The sequence below is a fragment of the Tessaracoccus massiliensis genome, from assembly GCF_000826065.2.
Lineage (GTDB): Bacteria > Actinomycetota > Actinomycetes > Propionibacteriales > Propionibacteriaceae > Arachnia > Arachnia massiliensis_A.
The window spans coordinates 195206-213966 of sequence record NZ_LN623541.1 but is presented as its reverse complement, the minus strand read 5'-3'; the positions used below and the strand labels follow the sequence as shown (position 1 = coordinate 213966).

General features: G+C 68.2%; 22 protein-coding genes. 10 read left to right on the top strand and 12 right to left on the bottom strand.

Annotation, left to right across the window (positions count from 1 at the left end; genetic code table 11):
- The first annotated feature begins 47 nt into the window (after positions 1–47).
- Both BN1186_RS05240 and BN1186_RS05235 read left to right on the top strand, forming a co-directional pair.
- The gene (locus tag BN1186_RS05240) at positions 48–296 is read left to right on the top strand and encodes a hypothetical protein (RefSeq protein ID WP_040283053.1); all 249 of its coding nucleotides are present in this window, start codon (positions 48–50) and stop codon (positions 294–296) included.
- Positions 297–357: 61 nt separating this feature from the next.
- Positions 358–609 carry an LLM class flavin-dependent oxidoreductase gene (locus BN1186_RS05235; RefSeq protein WP_040283052.1) on the top strand — a complete coding sequence of 84 codons (252 nt, stop codon included), beginning with the start codon at positions 358–360 and terminating at the stop codon, positions 607–609.
- A 43-nt stretch (positions 610–652) separates the two neighbouring features.
- On the opposite strand, the gene BN1186_RS05230 is transcribed toward BN1186_RS05235, so the two are convergent.
- On the bottom strand, positions 653–1042 hold the full coding sequence (locus BN1186_RS05230) for a heavy metal-responsive transcriptional regulator (protein WP_006215441.1): 390 nt from the start codon (positions 1040–1042) through the stop codon (positions 653–655).
- Between the two features lie 105 nt (positions 1043–1147).
- Between BN1186_RS05230 and merA the strand changes: the two genes are divergently transcribed.
- Positions 1148–2569, top strand: a complete 1422-nt coding sequence (gene merA, locus BN1186_RS05225) for a mercury(II) reductase (protein WP_006215442.1) — start codon at positions 1148–1150, stop codon at positions 2567–2569.
- A 370-nt stretch (positions 2570–2939) separates the two neighbouring features.
- Here merA and BN1186_RS05215 read toward each other — a convergent pair whose 3' ends face one another.
- From BN1186_RS05215 to BN1186_RS05180, 7 genes are all read right to left on the bottom strand, one after another.
- On the bottom strand, positions 2940–3416 hold the full coding sequence (locus tag BN1186_RS05215) for a hypothetical protein (protein ID WP_006215443.1): 477 nt from the start codon (positions 3414–3416) through the stop codon (positions 2940–2942).
- A gap of 10 nt (positions 3417–3426) precedes the next feature.
- Positions 3427–4713, bottom strand: a complete 1287-nt coding sequence (locus tag BN1186_RS05210) for a relaxase/mobilization nuclease domain-containing protein (protein ID WP_006215444.1) — start codon at positions 4711–4713, stop codon at positions 3427–3429.
- Positions 4710–5300: a hypothetical protein gene (locus tag BN1186_RS05205; RefSeq protein ID WP_006358982.1), complete on the bottom strand. Its 591-nt coding sequence runs from the start codon at positions 5298–5300 to the stop codon at positions 4710–4712. The genes BN1186_RS05210 and BN1186_RS05205 overlap by 4 nt, the downstream gene beginning before the upstream one ends.
- Complete coding sequence (locus tag BN1186_RS05200; protein ID WP_006358981.1) at positions 5297–6709, bottom strand: Rep family protein; 1413 nt, start codon at positions 6707–6709, stop codon at positions 5297–5299. Before BN1186_RS05200 ends, BN1186_RS05205 begins: the two co-directional genes overlap by 4 nt.
- Before the next feature lie 351 nt (positions 6710–7060).
- On the bottom strand, positions 7061–7309 hold the full coding sequence (locus tag BN1186_RS05190) for a hypothetical protein (RefSeq protein ID WP_006215448.1): 249 nt from the start codon (positions 7307–7309) through the stop codon (positions 7061–7063).
- Complete coding sequence (locus tag BN1186_RS05185) at positions 7309–7521, bottom strand: hypothetical protein (protein WP_006215449.1); 213 nt, start codon at positions 7519–7521, stop codon at positions 7309–7311. The genes BN1186_RS05190 and BN1186_RS05185 overlap by 1 nt, the downstream gene beginning before the upstream one ends.
- 181 nt (positions 7522–7702) lie before the next feature.
- The gene (locus BN1186_RS05180; protein WP_006358979.1) at positions 7703–9139 is read right to left on the bottom strand and encodes a recombinase family protein; all 1437 of its coding nucleotides are present in this window, start codon (positions 9137–9139) and stop codon (positions 7703–7705) included.
- Positions 9140–9177: 38 nt separating this feature from the next.
- On the opposite strand from BN1186_RS05180, the gene BN1186_RS05175 reads away from it, so the two are divergent.
- Positions 9178–9999: an LLM class flavin-dependent oxidoreductase gene (locus BN1186_RS05175; RefSeq protein WP_040283051.1), complete on the top strand. Its 822-nt coding sequence runs from the start codon at positions 9178–9180 to the stop codon at positions 9997–9999.
- A gap of 135 nt (positions 10000–10134) precedes the next feature.
- On the opposite strand, the gene BN1186_RS05170 is transcribed toward BN1186_RS05175, so the two are convergent.
- Positions 10135–10833 carry a TRM11 family SAM-dependent methyltransferase gene (locus BN1186_RS05170; protein ID WP_040283050.1) on the bottom strand — a complete coding sequence of 233 codons (699 nt, stop codon included), beginning with the start codon at positions 10831–10833 and terminating at the stop codon, positions 10135–10137.
- A 556-nt stretch (positions 10834–11389) separates the two neighbouring features.
- Between BN1186_RS05170 and BN1186_RS05165 the strand changes: the two genes are divergently transcribed.
- Entirely contained in the window at positions 11390–11596 is a 207-nt protein-coding gene (locus BN1186_RS05165) for a cold-shock protein (protein ID WP_040283048.1), read from the top strand.
- Positions 11597–11662: 66 nt separating this feature from the next.
- Here the strand turns inward: BN1186_RS05165 and BN1186_RS05160 are convergent, their stop codons facing one another.
- Positions 11663–12976, bottom strand: a complete 1314-nt coding sequence (locus BN1186_RS05160; RefSeq protein ID WP_040283047.1) for an MFS transporter — start codon at positions 12974–12976, stop codon at positions 11663–11665.
- 163 nt (positions 12977–13139) lie between these two features.
- Between BN1186_RS05160 and BN1186_RS05155 the strand changes: the two genes are divergently transcribed.
- Positions 13140–13922: an enoyl-CoA hydratase/isomerase family protein gene (locus BN1186_RS05155; protein WP_040283172.1), complete on the top strand. Its 783-nt coding sequence runs from the start codon at positions 13140–13142 to the stop codon at positions 13920–13922.
- The gene (locus BN1186_RS05150) at positions 13919–14755 is read left to right on the top strand and encodes an SDR family oxidoreductase (protein WP_040283046.1); all 837 of its coding nucleotides are present in this window, start codon (positions 13919–13921) and stop codon (positions 14753–14755) included. Before BN1186_RS05155 ends, BN1186_RS05150 begins: the two co-directional genes overlap by 4 nt.
- Positions 14756–14986: 231 nt before the next feature.
- Here BN1186_RS05150 and BN1186_RS05145 read toward each other — a convergent pair whose 3' ends face one another.
- Complete coding sequence (locus tag BN1186_RS05145) at positions 14987–15460, bottom strand: hypothetical protein (protein ID WP_052459822.1); 474 nt, start codon at positions 15458–15460, stop codon at positions 14987–14989.
- Positions 15457–15876: a GNAT family N-acetyltransferase gene (locus BN1186_RS05140; RefSeq protein WP_040283045.1), complete on the bottom strand. Its 420-nt coding sequence runs from the start codon at positions 15874–15876 to the stop codon at positions 15457–15459. The genes BN1186_RS05145 and BN1186_RS05140 overlap by 4 nt, the downstream gene beginning before the upstream one ends.
- Positions 15877–15964: 88 nt before the next feature.
- Between BN1186_RS05140 and BN1186_RS05135 the strand changes: the two genes are divergently transcribed.
- The 3 genes from BN1186_RS05135 to nhaA all read left to right on the top strand — a co-directional run bounded on the left by BN1186_RS05135 (position 15965) and on the right by nhaA (position 18657).
- A complete protein-coding gene (locus BN1186_RS05135; RefSeq protein ID WP_040283044.1) occupies positions 15965–16348 on the top strand; it encodes a DMP19 family protein in 384 nt (127 codons plus the stop codon).
- A gap of 83 nt (positions 16349–16431) precedes the next feature.
- On the top strand, positions 16432–16995 hold the full coding sequence (locus tag BN1186_RS05130; protein ID WP_040283043.1) for an NADPH-dependent FMN reductase: 564 nt from the start codon (positions 16432–16434) through the stop codon (positions 16993–16995).
- Positions 16996–17211: 216 nt separating this feature from the next.
- Complete coding sequence (gene nhaA, locus BN1186_RS05125; RefSeq protein WP_074436936.1) at positions 17212–18657, top strand: Na+/H+ antiporter NhaA; 1446 nt, start codon at positions 17212–17214, stop codon at positions 18655–18657.
- The last annotated feature ends 104 nt before the right edge of the window (positions 18658–18761 follow it).

Below are 18761 nucleotides of genomic sequence, written 5' to 3'. Positions count from 1 at the left end.
ACAAGCTGTGGAGATGCTGGTGTTGGTCTGATCAGTAGGCTCGCCCCATGCCCATCTCTCGTGAAGAACTGATCAAGATCCTGGCGGAGGCAGACCCGATGGAACTGATCTCCAGCGGCGCGCCGGAGGACGAGTATGCGTCCGAGGCCGACGAGATCCTCGGGCTCAAGGGGGTCATCACTCTCACCGAGATCACCAGCATTTTCACGGTGAGCTTCAGCGAGCCCGGTGCTTGCACACGGGAGACGGCGCGCTGGATCCTCGACGAGATGGTCAGCCGCGGACATCAGGCCTAGCAGCCCACCCCTCCCCGGACATCTTGGGAATAGTTGAGCCATCAACTAGTATGGGGTGGCTATGAGAGCTTTCGGATTCCTCAGCTTCGGGCACTACGGGCACGGCCGCGGTCCGGGCGACCCAAGCGCCCGCGACATGCTGCACGAGGCCATCGAGCTGTCCGTCGGGGCCGACGAGATCGGCGTCAACGGCGCCTATTTCCGCGTGCACCACTTCGCCAGGCAGGCCGCGGCGCCCATGCCGCTGCTGTCGGCCATCGCCGCGCGCACCCGCCACATCGAGGTGGGCACCGGTGTCATCGATCTTCGCTAGCGCATATCGGGGTTGTAGCGTTGGAGTCATTGGCTACCGTCGTCTACAAGTACCTACACACTTGATCGGTGCTGCACGTTTCAGGGTCCGGGTGCGCGGCGTCCTGTCTGAGGTCCGCGATAGTGTCGCGCAGCACGGAGAGCTGCGCGATCTGCTGCTCGATCTCAGCGAGGCGCACGTCAAGCAGGTCGCGCACGTGCTCGCAGGGCGCATGGCCGCCGTCGCGGATGTCGAGGATCTGGCGGATCTGGGCGAGGGTGAGGCCCGCGGCCTGGCCGCGGTGGACGAAGTCGATCCGGGCGACCGTCTCGGGTGCGTAGTCGCGATAGCCGGACTGCGTGCGCTCGGCCGGCGGAAGCAGCCCCTGCCCCTCGTAGAAGCGGAGCGTCTTCGCCGTGGTGCCCGCGCGTTCGGCGAGTTCTCCGATGCGCATCGCGGCCTCCGATCGTTCGGCAGGAGCAGGCTTGACCTTCCCCTGCACTGGAAGGTCCAGTATGGCTGAGACAGAGCAGAAAGCCAAGGACTGACAGGAGCAGCGATGCCTACCAAGTACGACCTCGCCATCATCGGATCCGGAGGCGGAGCATTCGCCGCCGCCATCCGTGCGACCACGCTCGGCAAGTCGGTGGTGATGATCGAGCGCGGGACGCTCGGCGGCACCTGCGTGAACACCGGCTGCGTGCCGTCGAAGGCCCTCATCGCCGCTGCCGACACCCGTCACGTCGCCGCCGACGCTTCAGGCCGGTTCCCGGGGATCGCGGCGACGGCTGAGACAGTGGACATGCCTGCGCTGATCGCCGGGAAGCAGGCGCTGGTCGAGTCGCTGCGCGGCGAGAAGTACGCCGACGTCGCCGACTCCTACGGCTGGCAGGTCCGCCGCGGCGATGCATCGTTCGCCGGCGGCCCAGACGCCCCGGTACTGGAGATCATCGCCGGCGACGGGACGGTCGAGACCATCGAGGCCGACCACTTCCTGGTCGCGACTGGTTCTCGCCCGTGGGCTCCGCCGATCGACGGCCTGGAGGAGACCGGGTACCTGACCTCGACCACGGCAATGGAACTCGCTGAGGTTCCTGAGTCGTTGCTGGTGCTCGGCGGCGGCTACGTCGCCCTGGAGCAGGCGCAGCTGTTCGCTCGCCTCGGCTCGCAGGTCACGCTGCTGGTGCGGTCCCGGCTCGCCTCGAAGGAGGAGCCGGAGGTGTCCAAGGCGCTTCAGGAGGCGTTCGCCGACGAAGGCATCCGCGTCGTCCGCCGCGTGGTGCCCACCCGGGTCTCCCGCGGCACGGGAGGCGAGGCCGTCGTGACCGCCGACGTGTCCGGCGACTCGCAGGAGTTCCGCGCCGAGCAGGTGCTCGTCGCCCTCGGACGCCGTCCCGTCACCGATGGCCTGAACCTCGATGCGGTCGGGGTGAAGACCGGGGACTCCGGCGAGGTGGTCGTCTCCGACCGGCTGCGGTCCTCGAACCCGCGGATCTGGGCCGCGGGCGACGTGACCGGGCACCCCGAGTTCGTCTACGTCGCCGCCCACCACGGCACCCTCGTCGCCGAGAACGCGTTCGCCGACGCCGATCGTGCCGTCGACTATTCCCGCCTGCCGCGGGTGACGTTCACCGGGCCCGCGATCGGAGCGGTCGGGATGACCGAGAAGGAAGTGCTTGCTGCGGGGATCCGCTGCGATTGCCGCGTCCTGCCGCTGCACCACGTGCCCCGCGCGCTGGTCAACCGCGACACCCGCGGGTTCATCAAGATCGTCGTGAACGCCGACACGAACGAGATCCTCGGCCTGACCGCCGTCGCCAAGGACGCCGGAGAGCTCGCCGCCGCCGGTGTCCACGTGCTCGGCAAGACCGTCGCCGAGATCGCCGACGCCTGGGCTCCCTACCTGACGATGGCCGAGGGCATCCGGATCGCCGCGAAGGCCTTCACCACCGACCCGTCGCTGCTGTCGTGCTGCGCATGACCGGCAGCGCAGGCAATCGGGGAGATCTCATCCTGAAGAGGTGCAGACGACGAGCGCCGATCAGGACCGCGACGAACGGCGCGCCGGTCCCGTCGTCGCTGCAGGGACCGGACTGCTCTTGCTGGCATGCTGCGCGCTTCCGTTGCTGCTCTGTTGCGGCCTGCCGCTCATCGCGGCGGGCGGAGCACTCGCGGGCGTCGGTGGGCTCCTCGGTAACCCCTGGATCATCGGTGCCGGGATCGCCGTCGTGATGGCCGTCACGGCGGGGATGCTCGTCAGGTTAGGGCGGCGGCACCGAGGCCGCAGGACCGGCTGCTGCGAAAATCCTTCGACCGCTGATCGGAACCGGTAGCTCGAGCGGATCCAGCCATCATCGCCACCTCGGCCACTTCGGCACCCCGCGACCCTTCCACGTCTCCACGAGACCGGCGGCCGAGCGGACGGACGCGAAGAGCCCGTAGCCGGCCCCGGCGAGACCCACGGAGACCACGAGCCAGCGCCCGATGCCGAGCCAGATGCGCCCGTCCACGTCGAGCGCCCACTGAGCGCCCGTGATGAGACCGGCGATGCCCATCCAGAGCCCGGCGACGACCACGACCACCGGCAGCAGGGCGAGGCACATCGCGGCGGCGGCCGACCAGAGCTGACGCGCTTCGAGCTTCGCCGTCGCCGCCATCATCCGCTCGGCGCGCTCGTTCGAGGCGTCGAGGTTCGCGGTCATCGTGGCCGAGGCCTCCCCGGCGACCTGCTCGACGGCCTTCTCGACCCGCTCCTCAGTACGCTTCTCGATCCGCTGCACCGCGCCGCCGACCTGGCTCACAAGCTTCTGGTTCGTTGTGGCCTGCACCTTCAGACCCTCAATCGCCGAGGCCGTAGCCGCGCGATTCTTCTGCGCCTCCGCGACCAAGGTTCGCGACGCGGCGTTCAAGCTCTCGCCGTTGAGACTCTGCGCGAACTCGCCGAGCGTGCTCGCGATCTCGTTCTGCCTGCTCTCGATACTCGCGATCCTCGCGGACACGTCGCTGGAGGGCGAGGAGGTCGACGCCGGGGTCGTGATCCGCTCCAGCCGCCTCGTCGTCTCCTCGTCCATGACCTTCACGAACCCCGCGAGCTTCTTCTGCTGCTCGGTCAGCGTGGCAATCCTCGTATTCTGCGCCTCGACGGCGGCGAGGATCGAGGTCAACAGCTCCATCGTCTCCGGACTGCCGAGCGGCTGCGGCGACTGCACGGGCCCGTTCTGCTGCTTCAGCCTGTCGAGCGCTGCGCTCATGTTCCTGCTCCTTCTGCTGCTGGTGGTAGTCGAAGAACGCCTGCGCGCCCTCCGGGGTGAAGTCCGCCGAGAGCGCGCTCGCGCGTTTGCGGCGATCGGCGCGGCCGGACTCGCCGCGGCGGTCCTCGATGTAGAGCGTCCAGGTCTCCTGCCCGGCGCGCTTGCCCTTCTTGCTGACGGGGCTGTGCAGCCGCATCCTCGGCACACGTTCCCCGGCGTCGTCGAGCTGCTGGTTCTGCTCCTCGATCACCGCTTCGAGACCGGCCTTGTCCACCACGCGGGGGTCGGCCAGTGCGGCGCTCATCCGGTCACCCATCTCGCGGTCGAGCCCGCCCTCCGCGAAGTCCTCGCGGCGCAGCTCCCAGTCCTTCGGCGCGTGCTCCAGCCGCTTCACGACCGAGAGCCCGTGCTCTCGCATCAGCTCGTCGTTCGCCGACTGCACGCCCCGCTGGTTCCCGGCCTTGCGATCGTGGAACGTCCGGTAGTCCGAGAGCGCCTTTCCGGTCCGGTTGCTGTGATTGATGACCAAGATGTGGTTATGCGGCTTTCTGCCCCGGCCATCCACGTGACTGACCACGAGGCAGTCCGAGTCGGGGTGCATCCTCTTCGCGAGCTGATAGCCGAGATCGTTCACCCGCTGCACGTGCTCCGGGTTCTTCGGGTCGAACTCCTCGTCGCTGAAAGACTGCCGGTAATGCAGCGCCTCGACCTCGCGCGTGGTGTTCTGCGTGAGCGCCCGTGCGCGCGCCGAGAATGCGCCAGGGCCTCCCGGCACTTCGCACGTGATCGCGACGCCCCGCTCGTCCTCCTTCCCGCGGATATAGCGCTCGGTGTCGGCGGCGCTGGTGCTCGGGCTGTAGTGGGTGGTGCTCATGCGGCCGTCCGATCCCCGAGCAAGGCGCGGACCTCGCGCAGCAGCTCGATCAGCTCGGGCACCTCCGACGACAGCGCCACCGCCTCACCGGCGCGCGCGCGGCGATCCAAGTCGTTGACGTTGATCGCCAGCGGGCGCACCTGGGCAGCCAGCTCACGAGCGTCCGCCGACGCCTGCACACGCGCCTCTACCCCGAGCAGGTGCGCCGCCACGGCGGCGTCCAACTCCTCCGAGCGGGAGGCGTGGAGGGCATCGCGTACGACGGTCCGTACCCACGTGCTCGGAGCCAGCCCGAGCCGCTTCGCACGAGTGCGAAGCGCCGCGAGCGTCTCCTCCCCGAAGTCGGTATCGAGCTTCGCGCGGCCCCCACGACGACGCTTCGCGCCGCCGTGACTCTGACGCACAGCCTCCGCATCAGCCCGACCGGTGTTCACCTGGGAGTCGGTCTGCTGCTCCACCTGTACGCCAGAGTGGCAAGCAGTAGGCCTGTCGGACACATCGCTGACGCTCGTGTCCTCCAGCCCTGCTTGCGAGGGGCCTCCGGCCCCCTCGACCCCCTGGAAGAGCGAATGCTGATCGGTGCTCATGCGGCACCTTCGATCAGCGCCAGCGGCACGTCCGGACTTCGCACCGCGAGCCCGCTGAGCAGCTCCGCGACCGCACCGTCCGCGTCGTGTTCCGCCGAGGTCTCCGGACCGTACGTCAGTTCCCGCGACCCGGCGTTCTGGTGGTACGCGTTGCCGTACATGCCGGGCGTGTGCGCGGCGGTCGGGATGCTGCACTGGTGCCACTCGTAGGGCTCGATCTTCCCGATGTGCTGCACGAGGTAGCGGTTGATGTCGTCGGCGCGGTAGACCTTCACGACCGACGCCAGGCGGCGGATGAACTGGTCCAGCGCCTCGTCCACGTTGCCCTTCTGGCGGGCGTAGTAGAAGAACTCGACCGGCTCGATCGTCGCCGTAATCACGATGAGGCGCGGAGCCACCTCGCCCTTGTTCTTGTACCGAGCCTTCGCAGGCGAGGCGTTATACGGATCGAGCAGCAGCAGCCAATCGTTCGCGTCCATCGCCGAGGCCCGCAGATCGTCCAGCAGCAGCACCTCCTCGCCCCGCCAGTCATCCAATGGGTTCCCCGTCGCGGCACGGTAGACCTGCCACCGCTCGCCATGTGCATTGGCCGCGCTAATCGCCTCGGTGATGAAATCCGTTGCGAACCGAGTCTTGCCGATCCCGGCATCCCCGTGGACGAACACCACGTGCGTCGAGAAGGCACCGGCGCGCAGCTTCGCGGCCGCCCGGTACGCGCGGCGCTGGCCGTAGGCCGACAGCGCGTCGTCGATCTCCCGCTGATGCCGCGAGTAGATGTCGAACAGTTCGTCCGTGAGCATGATCTGATCCCGCGTGATTTCGCCCTGCAGCACCCGCTCCCGCATGTCCTCGAAGTTCTCCGCGACGACCTTCTTCTTCACGTGGGCGCGCCCCTTGAGCCAGGTCTCCCGGCGCTGGGCGTCGATCCCGAGGTAGTCCGGCCCGCGCACCGTGGCGACCTCCGACGGCGCGTACTGATGCTTGTCCGCATACTTCACGTGAGTCAGGTACGACAGCATGTTGTCGAAGGCGTACCGACCGCGGCCCGGCTTCTCGACGTACTGGGGCTCGACGCCGATGCCGAACGCGAGCCGATCCAGCGGCGCGCTCTTCGCACGGCTGGCGAACTTGATGACCGCGTGCAGGTGATCGGGCTTCGGCTCGACCACCAGAGCCTTCTCCGTGTCGCTCCAGACCTCGCGCTCATCCTTGTCGTGCACGATTCCGTAGGCCTCGATGACCTCGCAGCCGATGGCCTCGAGCCGCTGCGCGACGTAGGCGAGGATCGCCCCGGCTCCCTGCTCGAGCAGCGCGGCCCCGTTCGGGTCCTCGGCAGCCCAGGTCCAGTACGACGGATCGAGGTACTGCGTGAGCCCGATGCTCGTCGGGTTGTTCTCCTGCTTAGCCACGGCGACCACCCCCGTCGCAGGCGGCGTGGAGGGCCGCAGAGGGGGTGCGGCGCCTAAATGACCCCGTATTGACCCCCAAATGAGACCTCAAATGAACCCGCGAGGCGACGCGACGCAGCGAAGACGGAATCGGCTTCTGACCAGGCGCGTTGTTGCAAGGCGCGGCAATCGACAAGCCCTTGCCGCGCCCGTAGGAACGAATGAGGCCCCCGAAACTCTTGGAGTGCGAAGCACGGCTGCGGACCGTCATCACGGCGATGGGCAGCCCGCCTTCGGCGGGTGCCAGGCCAGGCCCTCCGGGCGGGGTCAGGTCGGCGGGTGCGGTGCTGAGGTTGCGTGCGTCGGCGTGCATCAGCGACCACCGCCCCGGCCGTAGCGCTTGATGACAGCCTGATGCGTGACGCCGAGGGCGTCGCCGATCCTGGCCCAGGTCACCCCGTCGGCGCGGGCGTCGGCGACGGCGATCTCGACGGCCTCCTCCAGCACGGAGCGGAGCACGCCGAGGTCGTAGAGCTGGGCCTCGCCATCGGCGAGGGACGGGTCGCCCTGTCGCCAGCGGAAGCTGGTCAGGTGATCGAAGGCGGCGGAGTTCGCGCTCATCAGCGACCACCGCCCATCACGGCGGCGACGGCGGCGCGCTGTCGCGGCGTCAGCGGAGTGAGTGCCAGGCGCTCACCGGCTCGGCGACCGGCGGCGCGGGCGGCGGCGATGACGGGATCGAGCCCATCAGCATGCGGAACGGGAGACGAGTCCTGATCGAGAGCAGGGCAGTCAAGCGCGGATGCGCGGGGAACGTCGATAACGACAGACATCGGAAGTCCTCAGATATGAGTATCTTCCGGTTCCCCGCCACGGTAGTTGGGCTGTTTGACCGGCTACTCATCCGGGAGCAGAACCCCGCGCTTCTAAGTCGCGGCCCCGGTGGGATCTTCTTGTCTGCAACCACTCTCCCACGAGTCGACTCACCATTGCAATGACGAGTTGACTCATGAGTCAGTCGCGACGCGGCTCTATGCGAATGAGGTCGGGGTCGAACTTCACGTGACCGGGCGCGATGGGCTCGATGGTCACAGTCACCAGCTCGTCCACGAGCATCCGGCGGCGGTCTATGTCCAACGCCTTCCACTTCGACTCGACAACCTCGCGACGCTCCGCGGTGCCGACCGCCTCCTCCACGTCTGCCAGCAGCTTCGCCGCCACGGATACCGAGCGGTCGAGCAGCTCCGCGTCGATCTCGTCGATGCGGACCTTCACGTCGTTGATCGCCGCGGTGATCTCCAGGACCGGCTGATGGATGTCGCGCAGCAGCGGGCTCAGCTCCTTTACGCGCTCGACCAGGGCGTTCCGCTCGGTCAGCAGCTCCTCGCGGTCCGGCCCGTCGTCCTCCTGCGGCATCACGAGGTCGTGCACGTCCACCGACGACAGGCGGGTGAGCACTGCCTCGGTGACCATCGCATCGACGGGCTCGCGTTGGCGGGTGAGGTGGAACTGCTCGCCGCAGCGATACGTCGGCTGCTTGCGGCTGTTCGTCCCCGAGACGAGCGTCGCACCGCACTTCCCGCACAGCCCGATCGTCGACAGGAGGTATTTCGGCTGGTTGCCCTGCCTGGCCGACCTCCGCACGTTGTCCTCCAGCTTCGCCACCGCGGTCCGCCACGTCTGCTCGCTGACGATGGGCGGGAACGCCTCGCCCTGCACCGGGTACAGCTCGCCGGATGCGTAGTGCTTGATGTAGCCACAGTAAAGCGGGTTCGCGAGCAGGTAGCGCACGGCATCGACGGAGAATTCCGAGCCGCGGGCGGTGAGGTGACCAGCGCTGTTCAGGTCCTCGCGGATGCGCCGGATCGACAGCGACGGCTCGCCGAGGAACGCGTCGAAGGCCCGCCGAACCGCGTCGGCCTCTTCCTCGATCAGCTCACCCTCCCTCGACCATCCGAACGCCTTCCAGGCGGACGTGGGGATGCCCTCGGCACGTCGGCGCTCGTTCGACCTGATCTGTCGCTCGGCCTTGCGACGCGCCTCGAACCGGGCGAGAGCGGCGAGCATCGTCGCCCGGAACTCGCCGTCCGCCGTCGAGAGATCGATCTCGCCGTCCACGGTGACGACGCGCAGACCGAGGTCGATCAGCGTGTTCAGGTCCTTCGTGCTGCGCAGGAGCCGGTCCATGTCCACGGCGACCACCATCGAGAACCGGCCCGCGCGGGCGTCGTCCAGCATCTCGGCCCACCGGGTGCCAGCGCGGCGCTTCTTCGTCGCCGACACCGCGTTGTCCTCGTAGACCTCGACGACGTTCCAGTCCTTGGCCTCGGCCAGCGCCCTGATCTTCCTCAGCTGCGTATCGACCGTCCAGCGGTCGCCCTTGCGGTCCATGGAGGCGCGGACGTACGCGGCCACCTCGTTCGTCTTCCTCAGCGCTACCAGTTCGACCATGCAACCAAGCTTACGTGAACGGGCGTTGCAACCACGATATGCGGTACGAGAACCCTCTCTACCTCGCGGAGGAGGCCGCCGCGCTCGACCTCATCTCTGACGGCAGGGTGGCGCTCGGCGTCAGCCGTGGATCGCCGGAGCCCGCACTGCGCGGTTGGGAGGCCTTCGGCTACGAGGGCGTGGAGGATCCGCGCGGAGCTGACCTCGCCCGTCGCAAGTTCGACCTCTTCATGGCCGCCATCCGTGGGGAGGGGATCGCCGACGCCGATCCCGCCCAGTTCGGACAGGCGGGCAAACTGTCCATCGAGCCGCACTCGCAGGGATTGGATGAGCGCATCTGGTGGGGTGCAGGCACCCGCGAAACCGCCGAGTGGGCCGCCCGGCAGGGGGTCAACCTGATGAGCTCGACGCTGCTGACCGAGGCGACGGGGGAGTCATTCGCAGACCTCCAAGCCGAGCAGATCGAGCGCTTCCGCGCCACCTGGCGCGAGGCCGGACATGTGCACACGCCGCGCGTTTCCGTCAGCCGCAGTATCTTCCCGATCGTGAGCGAGGTGGACCGCCGGTACTTCGGCCTCCGGGGTCAGCACGGGCATGACCAGGTGGGCGTCATCGACGGTTTCGCCTCCACGTTCGGTAAGACCTACGCCGCCGAGCCCGACGAACTGATCGAGCAACTCAAGGCTGACGCGGCGCTTCAGGCCGCCGACACTGTCATGCTCACCATCCCGACGCAGCTCGGTGTGGACTACAACCTCCATGTCCTCAGCGCTTTCGCGCAGCACGTTGCGCCAGATTTGGGCTGGCGACCCAACGCCGAGGGTCCCGTCGAGGGGCACCCGATCAGTCACCAGGCCTGAAGCCGGTCTGCGGCTCCGGGAAGCCGACCACGTGGGCGAACACACGCCGACGCCTCGCCGTCCCCGGCTGGACGTCAGGTCCGTGAGGCTGGCGTCCACTTCATCGCCCGGGCATTGGGCGCCACGTCGAGGTCGTCACAGTCTGCGGAAGACGAGCAGCGCGTCGGCGACGAGGTCATGGGGCAGCCTGTCCCACGAGATCGGCGTGGCGCCGATGGGGCTGAAGTACTGCGCCAGGACGCGGGCGCAGTCGTCGACGAGGTGGGTGGTGTGACCCATGTGGTGGATGTCCGCCACGTTCCACACGATGAAGCCGCCCCGCTTCAGCAGATCTGCGCACTGCGCTGCGACGAGTCCCAGTTCGGCGAGGTAGCGGGGGTAGTTGCCCGTGTTCTCCTCGTAAGCGGTGAGTGGATCGGCGTCGTGATGTGTCTCGGTCATGTACGGCGGGGAGGAGACGATCAGATCGACGCCGCCGCGACCCAGGGCGGGAAGGGCGCCAGAAAGGACCTCTCGGAGTTCCCGAGCGTCACCCTCGACGATGCCCGCGTCGGGGATGTGCTCGCGGATGTGATCGACCCGCTCTGGGAGCAGTTCGACGCCCACCGCCCGGCGGCCGAGCGCGAGTGCGCGCCCGAGCGTGGTGCCGAACCCGGCAAACGGGTCGAGCACCATGTCGCCGGGCTGGCTGAGCCGCTTGATTACCTGATCCACGACGGTGGGGACCATGTGCACGTCCTCCTCTGCCCCGGCTGGCCGCGAGGCCGTGAAGTCGGCATGCGTCACAGCGAACCCTCCGGGGAAGGGGGAGTTGGTCCCCGCCGTGCCTGTCATGACAGCAGGGTAGCGGCACCCGGTCAGACCATGGCTGGCGCTCGACGGGTGGGTGCATCGGCGACGGCCTGTCCGATGAACATGGCCCCGCTGATGGACGTCGCCCGCGGGGGGTCTCACGGACGACGAGGTGGCCGCCGTCTAGCTGAGGCATCTCCTCCTCAAGCCTGCTGGCCGCCGCGCACGCCGTCGACGCACATCAGAGCGATGGACAGGACTCTGGCGTGGGGGCGTCTGGTTTCGACGGTGACGTTGCCATGGAAGAGGAGTTCCTGCATGAGGTCGACCTCGGAGCGCCGGTGGCCCTGCGGCCCGGTTGCACTGGGTACGTCACACCAAATCTCCCGTCCGGTACGAAGTGTAGACAGCCCGAATTTCAGCATCATTAGTAGTTGAGCCCAGAACAGGGTAGGCTTCAGTTATTGCTCGGATAAGTTGGTGTTGGACTCAGCCACTCGGCGACGGGGCCCACAAGGCCCGTTCCTTTCTGATTTGTGTGACGAGCAAGCACCCGGAGGGTCGAAAGTCGGCCACTCCACGCCAGAAGGGGAAAATTATGGCTACAGGTACTGTCAAATGGTTCAACGGCGACAAGGGCTTCGGTTTCATCGAAGCTGACGACGGCTCGGCTGACGTGTTCGTGCACTTCAGCGCGATCCAGTCCACCGGATTCCGCACCCTCGACGAGGGCGCCAAGGTCGAGTACGACGTCGAGCAGGGCCCCAAGGGTCCGCAGGCTTCGAACCTCTCCGTGATCCGCTGATCTCAGAACTTCACACCCTCAGGGCCGCTGTCTCCTCGGAGACGCGGCCCTGAGGCTTTCCTGTGCTCATCCCTTGGAGACGTCGGGCAGCCGGGCGCCCGCGAAGACTCCCACCAGGCCCATGGCCGCCAGGAAGAGCAGCGCCAGGAAGATGTGGTTGACCGCCAACAACGACGTGACGGCGCCCACGATGAGCAGGATCAGGCCCATGGCGGAATTGGACACGGCCACGTAGGCGGTGCGCTTGTCGCCGTCGGCCATGTCGACCACGTAGGTCTTGCGGCCCACCCGCACGCCGGTGTGCATCAGCGTCAGGGAGAAGTACGCCGCCACAAAAACGATGTTGGCCGCCCAGCCGTCGATCTCCGTCAGCGCGGCGACGGCGACGGTGGCGATGATGATCGCCGAGGCCACGCCCGCGCCGATACTCATCAGGCGTTTGCTGGAGCGGTCTGCGAAACGTCCGAAGAGGCGCCCACCGATCAGGGCGGCGAGCCCCGAAGCGATCACGAACCCGCCCAGCCCCGCGAGACTGTCCGCACCCGCCTGGATCGACAAGGTAACGATGAACGGGGGGCTCAGCGACGAGACCAGCAGCAGGCTACGGACCCCCACGAAGTTCCGGAACGGCTTGTCCTCGCGCAAGAGCCTCACCGTTGCCAGGAACCAGTTCTCCCCGCGGTCCTGTGCTGCTGTCGCGGGCTCGCCGGCGGGCTCCATGATGGAGGCGTAGGCCAGCGCCACCCCCACCCAGAGGGCCGCGCCCGCAGCGAGCAGCCAGGCCAGTTGCCCGGGGGAGAGGTGCTCGCCGCCCAGGAGACGGATGCCGAGGCCGAGCGTGACGGCCACGAGACCGGCCGCGGTGGTGGACAACCCGTTGATCTGGCCCCGTTCGCCCTTGGGCACGGTACGGCCCTGGACGTCCTTGGAGGCGATCGAACCCAGGCACCGTCCCAGCGAGAAGACCGCCAGCGCCGCGACGATGATCAGGCCCGCGGCCAGACCCTCGGCGAGAGCAGCGGTCGCCGCCATTACAGCAACAGCGGCGGCCTGGATCAGCGCGCCTGCGACGAAGATCCACTTGCGGCGCCTGAACCGCACCACCAGGGGAGTGAGGAAGGCCTGCGGCAGCATCGAGCCGGATTCGCGGATGGGCACCAGCACGCCGGTGAGTGCCGACGGCACGCCCAGGGCTGCGAACAGCCAGGGCAGCACCGTCGAGGCGTTGACGATCTGGTCGCCCGAAGACTGCAGCGCATGGGCCAGCACCAGCCGCAGGCCGTTGCGCGGGACGTGCTCGCGCACCTCGGCCGGCATCGCCTGCTCGGCCTCATGGTTGCGGCTCACCAACGCTGAATAGATGCTCTCTGCTGCGCTCACGTGCCTCCGCCTGCTCTCTCGGATCGCCAGAGAGGCGACCACCAGCGGATGCTAGGGCCGCAGCCGCCGGATTTCCAGCGAGGGGAGCCTAACTGTCCCCTGGTGCCGCTGTTGACCCACCGCATAGGCTGGGGTGGACACCGACGCAAGGGAGCGTTTGACGTTGACCGAATCCATCCTGCTGTCCGTCGACGACGGGCTCGCGCACATCACCCTGAACCGCCCGCAGCGGCTCAACGCCTTCGACGTGGACATGGCCCGCGCGTGGGAGCGCGCCGCGACGGAGGTGACAAGCCGCGATGACGTGGGCGCCGTGCTGCTCAGCGGCGCGGGCTCCTCGTTCTGCGCAGGCGGCGACGTCGCCGAGATGTCCATGGCGCTCAGCGGTGGCGCCGAAGTGGCCGAGTTGGCGCGCACGATCAACAGCGGCATCCGCGCGCTGACTGAATCCATCGTGCCGGTGGTCGTGGCGCTGCAGGGGGCCACCGCCGGTGGCGGCCTGGGCATCATGCTCAGCACCGACTACGCCGTCGCCGGTGCCGGCGCCCGCATCGGCAGCCGCTATGCCGCGATGGGGCTCACCCCGGACCTGTCGGTCACGGCACACCTGAGCCGGGCCGTGGGGGAGCGACGCGCCCTCCAGTTGGCGCTGACAGACCGGATGCTCACGGCAGACGAGGCGCTGGCCTGGGGCCTGGTGGCCGAGGTGGTGCCAGACGACGACGTGCTGCGGCGGGCAGAAGAGGTTGCCCGCTCCTGGCTGCAGGGCGCCATCGCAGCCTTCGGCGAGGCGAAGCGGCTCATCCGCAGTTCTCCGTTGCGGTCGGTCGCCGAACAACTGGAGGAGGAGGCCGTCACGATCGGGCGCGCCTTTGATACCGATGAGGCCAAGCGGCGCATCGCGGCCTTCGTCGAGGCGTCGCGCAGGAAGAAGGAGCAGTCATGAACGAGCGCAGCCTGGCCGGCCGGACCATCCTCATGTCCGGCGGCAGCCGCGGCATCGGGCTCGCCATCGCGGTGCGGGCCGCGGCGGACGGCGCCAACGTCGCCATCCTCGCCAAGACCGACCAGCCCCACCCCAAGTTGGAGGGCACCGTCCACACCGCCGCCGAACAGATCCGCGAGGCCGGGGGCCGGGCGCTGGCCATCGTCGGGGACGTGCGAGAGGGTGCAGACATCGATCGGGCAGTCAGCGCCACCGTGGAGGAGTTCGGCGGCATCGACATCGTGGTCAACAACGCCAGCGCCATCGACCTGTCGCGCACCCTGGAACTCGACCCGAAACGCTACGACCTCATGCAGGACATCAACGTGCGTGGCACCTTTCAGCTGTCACGGGCGGCGATCCCGCACCTGCGTGACAGCGACAATGCGCACATCCTGTCGCTGTCGCCGCCGCTCAACCTTGACCCGAAGTGGCTCGGCGCACACACCGGCTACACGCTCGCGAAGTACGGCATGACCATCGCCACGCTCGGCCTGGCCGCCGAGTTCGCCGAGGAGCAGATCGCGGCCAACACACTGTGGCCCAAGACGACCATCGCCACCGCGGCCATCGCGAACCTCCCGGGAGGGGACCGCCTCATGGCCGCGAGCCGGACGCCGGCCATCTACGCCGACGCCGCCTACCAGATCATCACCCGCCCCGCCGGGGACTTCACCGGGCGGAGCCTCCTCGTCGAGGACGTCCTCGCCGAGGCCGGGATCACGGACCTCGCTGGCTATGCGGCCGTGCCCGGCACCCCTGACGGGGCGCTGTACCCGGACATCTTCCTCTGAACCCGCTGGTTGAGCGACCGCTCCGGTGGTGCGCTGGTTGAGCCTGCGAGCGCAGCGAGCAGTGTGGAACCGCCTCAGCGTTTCTGGCGCCTGGGCTGCAGCCGGGCTCCGCAGCCTCTGATGAGTGCCTTCGCCGCCTATGCAGAAGGCGGTCACTTCCGTTGTCGGGCTGCGCGCGGGAAGGGGGTGACCCGCCTTCTGCAACGCCCGCCCCATCTACTCAGACCCTCATCAGAGACTGCTGCACAGCTCCGCCAGCCCGGCGGCGACGGCGGCGTCGTAGGCGCCGCGCTCGAAGCTGAACGCCAACCCGTAGTCCAACTCCTCGCGGAAGCCGTCCTGAAGGTCTGTCCAGGTGACCCGGTCGTCGCTGACGGCGATACGGCACAGCAGGGGCCCGCATTCGATGTCTGTGCAGGTGCAGCCGAGGATCGGCGTGAAGCCGCCCCACTGCTCCCACCGGAACTCGCCCGGTTCGTCGTCGGGCGGATAGGCGAGGCCGCCGCTCAACAGTGCGGCCAGGTCGACGCTGACGTGGTGGCCCAGGTAGTGCTGAGGCTCCCGGCGTGCGGGAGTGGAGCGTCGGACCCAGTCCTGCAGTGTCCGTCCGTCGAGCGTGAACTCGACGGTGGGGTAGGGTTGGTCCTCGGCCTCCGGGACGGTGCCCGGCACGACGTGCACCTCAAGGCGTCGGATGCTGATCATGTGAACCGCACGAACGCACGGATGGGGAAGGCCATGTCCCTGATCTCCGTGAAACCCATCGCCTCGTAGAAGTGTCGCTGGCGGGGCTCGTCGTCGGTGATCAGCACCTTCTGGCGCACGTCCGCATAGGGCTCGAGCACCTCGGTGAACAGCTTCCGGCCGACGCCGCGCCGATGATGAGCGGGATCCACGAGGATGTCCTGCAGGTAGACGATGGTCAGCCCGTCTCCCACCAGGCGGGCCAGCCCGATCAGTCTGCCGTCATCGCGGGCGCACACCACCCGGAGGGACCGGCTGACCGCGTCGTAGAGGCGCTCCGGATCCTTGGTGTAGGCGCTCCACCCCACGCTGTCGTACAGCGCGACGAGCTCCTCCTTCGTGGGGAGGTCGTGGTTGGTCAGTTCGATGCCGGACATGCTGGAAACAGTAGTGAGTCGACTGGTTCAGGGGCGGGAGGAACGCGGGCGATGGCATCGATTCCCGCCGCCGCCTACAATCTCGCGCATGACGAACCTCGACCTCATCTGGAACCGCGCCGCCGACGGCAAGGGCACCGGCGACGGCGACGTCGCCCTCGCGGCGGCACTCCTGGTCCACGGGATGGTGATGAACGGCGGCGCCCTCAACGCCGTCGAGACCATCGACGCCGAGGATCTCGCCGATGGCAAGGAGGGGTTCCGCTGGCTCGGGCTCGAGCAGGTGGCTGACCTGTTCACCCGGATCGAGGCGGAGGCCGCAGAGATCGACCACGACGACGAGGAGGCGCGCGACGACCTGGAGGTCCAGGCCGATGACGACTACTACGCGCTGCTCCCTGATGACGCTGCGCTCGAGGAGGCCTTCACGGCGCGTCACGCCGAGGAGCCGGACGCGTTCGACGCCCTCTGATCTGCCGGGTAGGGGGGCCGATGTGGCAATCCCCGCAGGAATCGTTTATCGTTCAACTAGTTGCTTCCGCGAAAGGTTCCTGCGTGCGCATCGGCTACATCGTCGGCTCCCTGTCGTCCACCTCCATCAACCGTCGCCTGGCCAACGCGCTGGGCACCGTGCTCCCCAGCGGCATCGAGTACGTGGAGGTCGCCATCTCTGACCTGCCGCTGTACAACCGCGACGCGGACGTCGACTACCCGCAGGTCGCGCTTGACTTCAAGGCCCGGGTCGACGATCTGGACGCCGTCATCTTCGTCACCCCCGAGTACCAGCGCACCATCCCGGCCGCACTGAAGAACGCCCTCGAATGGGGCGGCCGCCCGTGGGGCACCTCGGTGTGGGGCGGCAAGCCCGCCGCCGTCATCGGCACCTCGCCCGGCGGCGCCGGCACCGCGATGGCGCAGCAGCACCTGCGCAACATGCTGGCCCACCTCGACATGCCCACCATGGGCCAGCCCGAGGCCTTCGTCCAGTTCCGCGACGGTGACCTGGGCGAGGACGGCACCATCCAGTCCGAGGCGCTGCGCTCGATGCTCGAAGGCTTTGTGAATGGTTTCGTCGCCTTCGCAGGCTACGACGCCGAGGCTGCCGAGGCCGCCGCCTGATCGTTACTGACCTAGCGCTACCGCGACGGACGCCGACTGTGGAGTACCCACAGCTGGCGCCCGTTGCCGTAGCGATAGAGTGGGAAACGGAGCGCTCCGGCGAAGGTGCGGACGCGCCCTGCCCCGCAGCGCGGCAAAAAATGGCAACCTGCGGGGACTGCGTTGCCAACTCCGTAATGTGGGTACATCACCCAGGGCTTGAGAACTGGAGCTTCAATGACGACTGATGTGATGACCCCCTCCCCGGTGGAGCGCCTGCGCAACTGGGTGACCCGCGAGACGACGGGCGGCGCGCTGCTGCTCGCTGCCGCACTGGTGGCGTTGATCTGGGCCAACACGCCGTGGGGCGATGCGTACCACGCGCTGTCGCAGATGCATATCGGGCCCGAGTCGCTGGGGCTGAACCTCTCGCTGGCCCACTGGACCTCCGACGGATTGCTCGCCCTGTTCTTCTTCCTCGTCGGTGTCGAACTCAAGCACGACCTAGTGGTGGGCGCCCTGCGCGACCTGAGGTCCGCCGCGGTCCCGGTACTCGCGGCGGTGGGCGGCATGGCGATGCCCGCCATCATCTACTCCCTGGTCATCTTCTTCTCCGGCGACCGGACGGCCACCCAGGGCTGGGCCATCCCCACTGCCACCGACATCGCCTTCGCGCTGGCAGTGCTCGCCGTGTTCGGCCGTGGCCTGCCCCGCGCGCTGCGCGTGTTCCTCATGACCCTGGCCGTGGTGGACGACCTGCTGGCGATCATCGTGATCGCCGTGTTCTACACCGCGGAACTCAACATCGTCATGCTGCTGGGCACCGCCGCCGCGGCCGTCGCGTTCTTCCTCATCGTGCGTGCCAAGCGGTGGCCGTGGTGGCTGCTGGTGCCGCTGGCGCTGGTGGCCTGGTGGTTCATGTTCGCCTCCGGCGTGCACGCCACCATCGCCGGCGTGATCCTCGGCTTCTGCGTGCCCGCCCGTCCCGTGCATGGCGAGGAGGAGCCCCGCACGGTGCAGATCGAGCACAGGCTGCAGCCCTTCTCCGCCGGCCTGGTGCTGCCGATCTTCGCGTTCTTCGCCGCGGGTGTGACCTTCCTCACCGGAGACAGCATCGGCGAGGTGCTTCTGCAGCCCGTCGTCCTCGCGATCGTGCTGGGCCTGTTCGTCGGCAAGATCACCGGTGTCCTGCTCACCACCGCCATCGTGACCAAGCTCACCCCGCTGCGCCTGCCGGATGCCATCGGCTTGCGTGACCTCGTCCCCGTCGGCCTGGTCTGCGGCATGGGATTCACCGTCTCGCTGCTGATCGCGGACCTGTCTTTCGTCGACGGTGAGCACACTGCCGGCGGCAAGATCGGCGTGCTGCTCGGCACTGCCGTCTCCGCCATTGCCGGCGCCATCGCCCTGTCGCACGCCGTGAAGCTCGCCCGCAGCGCCGACATGAACGAGGACGGCGTCCCGGATGTCGACACCGCCTCCATCTCCGGCGACGAGCGCCGCGGCCTGGAGTGGCGCGTCGAGCGGGTCGGCTACATGGACGGCGAGGAAATGCCCGAGCCCGAGCTCGACTACCAGGCCGCGCTCGATGGCTTCGACCTGGACAGCGAGGCGGAGTTCGTCGATTCCATCAATGAGGACCGCGACGCCCGCTACGGCCCCCGCGACGAAGACTGGCTCTGACCCGGCCCCGCAGCCAGCCTGTCACCCCAACCACAGGGTCATCTGATCGGAGGACCCGAGGTCGGGCCGCCTGCCTGATGTCCGAGAGCCGCGCGGCCCGCACG

Coding starts and splice junctions, on each gene's coding strand:
- BN1186_RS05210 (WP_006215444.1), bottom strand. CDS start 4,713: ATGAGCACCACCCACTACAGCCCGAGCACCAGCGCCGCCGACACCGAG.
- BN1186_RS05150 (WP_040283046.1), top strand. CDS start 13,919: ATGAACGAGCGCAGCCTGGCCGGCCGGACCATCCTCATGTCCGGCGGC.
- merA (WP_006215442.1), top strand. CDS start 1,148: ATGCCTACCAAGTACGACCTCGCCATCATCGGATCCGGAGGCGGAGCA.
- BN1186_RS05135 (WP_040283044.1), top strand. CDS start 15,965: ATGACGAACCTCGACCTCATCTGGAACCGCGCCGCCGACGGCAAGGGC.
- BN1186_RS05145 (WP_052459822.1), bottom strand. CDS start 15,460: ATGATCAGCATCCGACGCCTTGAGGTGCACGTCGTGCCGGGCACCGTC.
- BN1186_RS05190 (WP_006215448.1), bottom strand. CDS start 7,309: ATGAGCGCGAACTCCGCCGCCTTCGATCACCTGACCAGCTTCCGCTGG.
- BN1186_RS05230 (WP_006215441.1), bottom strand. CDS start 1,042: ATGCGCATCGGAGAACTCGCCGAACGCGCGGGCACCACGGCGAAGACG.
- BN1186_RS05205 (WP_006358982.1), bottom strand. CDS start 5,300: ATGAGCACCGATCAGCATTCGCTCTTCCAGGGGGTCGAGGGGGCCGGA.
- BN1186_RS05170 (WP_040283050.1), bottom strand. CDS start 10,833: ATGACAGGCACGGCGGGGACCAACTCCCCCTTCCCCGGAGGGTTCGCT.
- BN1186_RS05175 (WP_040283051.1), top strand. CDS start 9,178: ATGCGGTACGAGAACCCTCTCTACCTCGCGGAGGAGGCCGCCGCGCTC.
- BN1186_RS05180 (WP_006358979.1), bottom strand. CDS start 9,139: ATGGTCGAACTGGTAGCGCTGAGGAAGACGAACGAGGTGGCCGCGTAC.
- BN1186_RS05140 (WP_040283045.1), bottom strand. CDS start 15,876: ATGTCCGGCATCGAACTGACCAACCACGACCTCCCCACGAAGGAGGAG.
- BN1186_RS05235 (WP_040283052.1), top strand. CDS start 358: ATGAGAGCTTTCGGATTCCTCAGCTTCGGGCACTACGGGCACGGCCGC.
- BN1186_RS05185 (WP_006215449.1), bottom strand. CDS start 7,521: ATGTCTGTCGTTATCGACGTTCCCCGCGCATCCGCGCTTGACTGCCCT.
- BN1186_RS05165 (WP_040283048.1), top strand. CDS start 11,390: ATGGCTACAGGTACTGTCAAATGGTTCAACGGCGACAAGGGCTTCGGT.
- nhaA (WP_074436936.1), top strand. CDS start 17,212: ATGACGACTGATGTGATGACCCCCTCCCCGGTGGAGCGCCTGCGCAAC.
- BN1186_RS05240 (WP_040283053.1), top strand. CDS start 48: ATGCCCATCTCTCGTGAAGAACTGATCAAGATCCTGGCGGAGGCAGAC.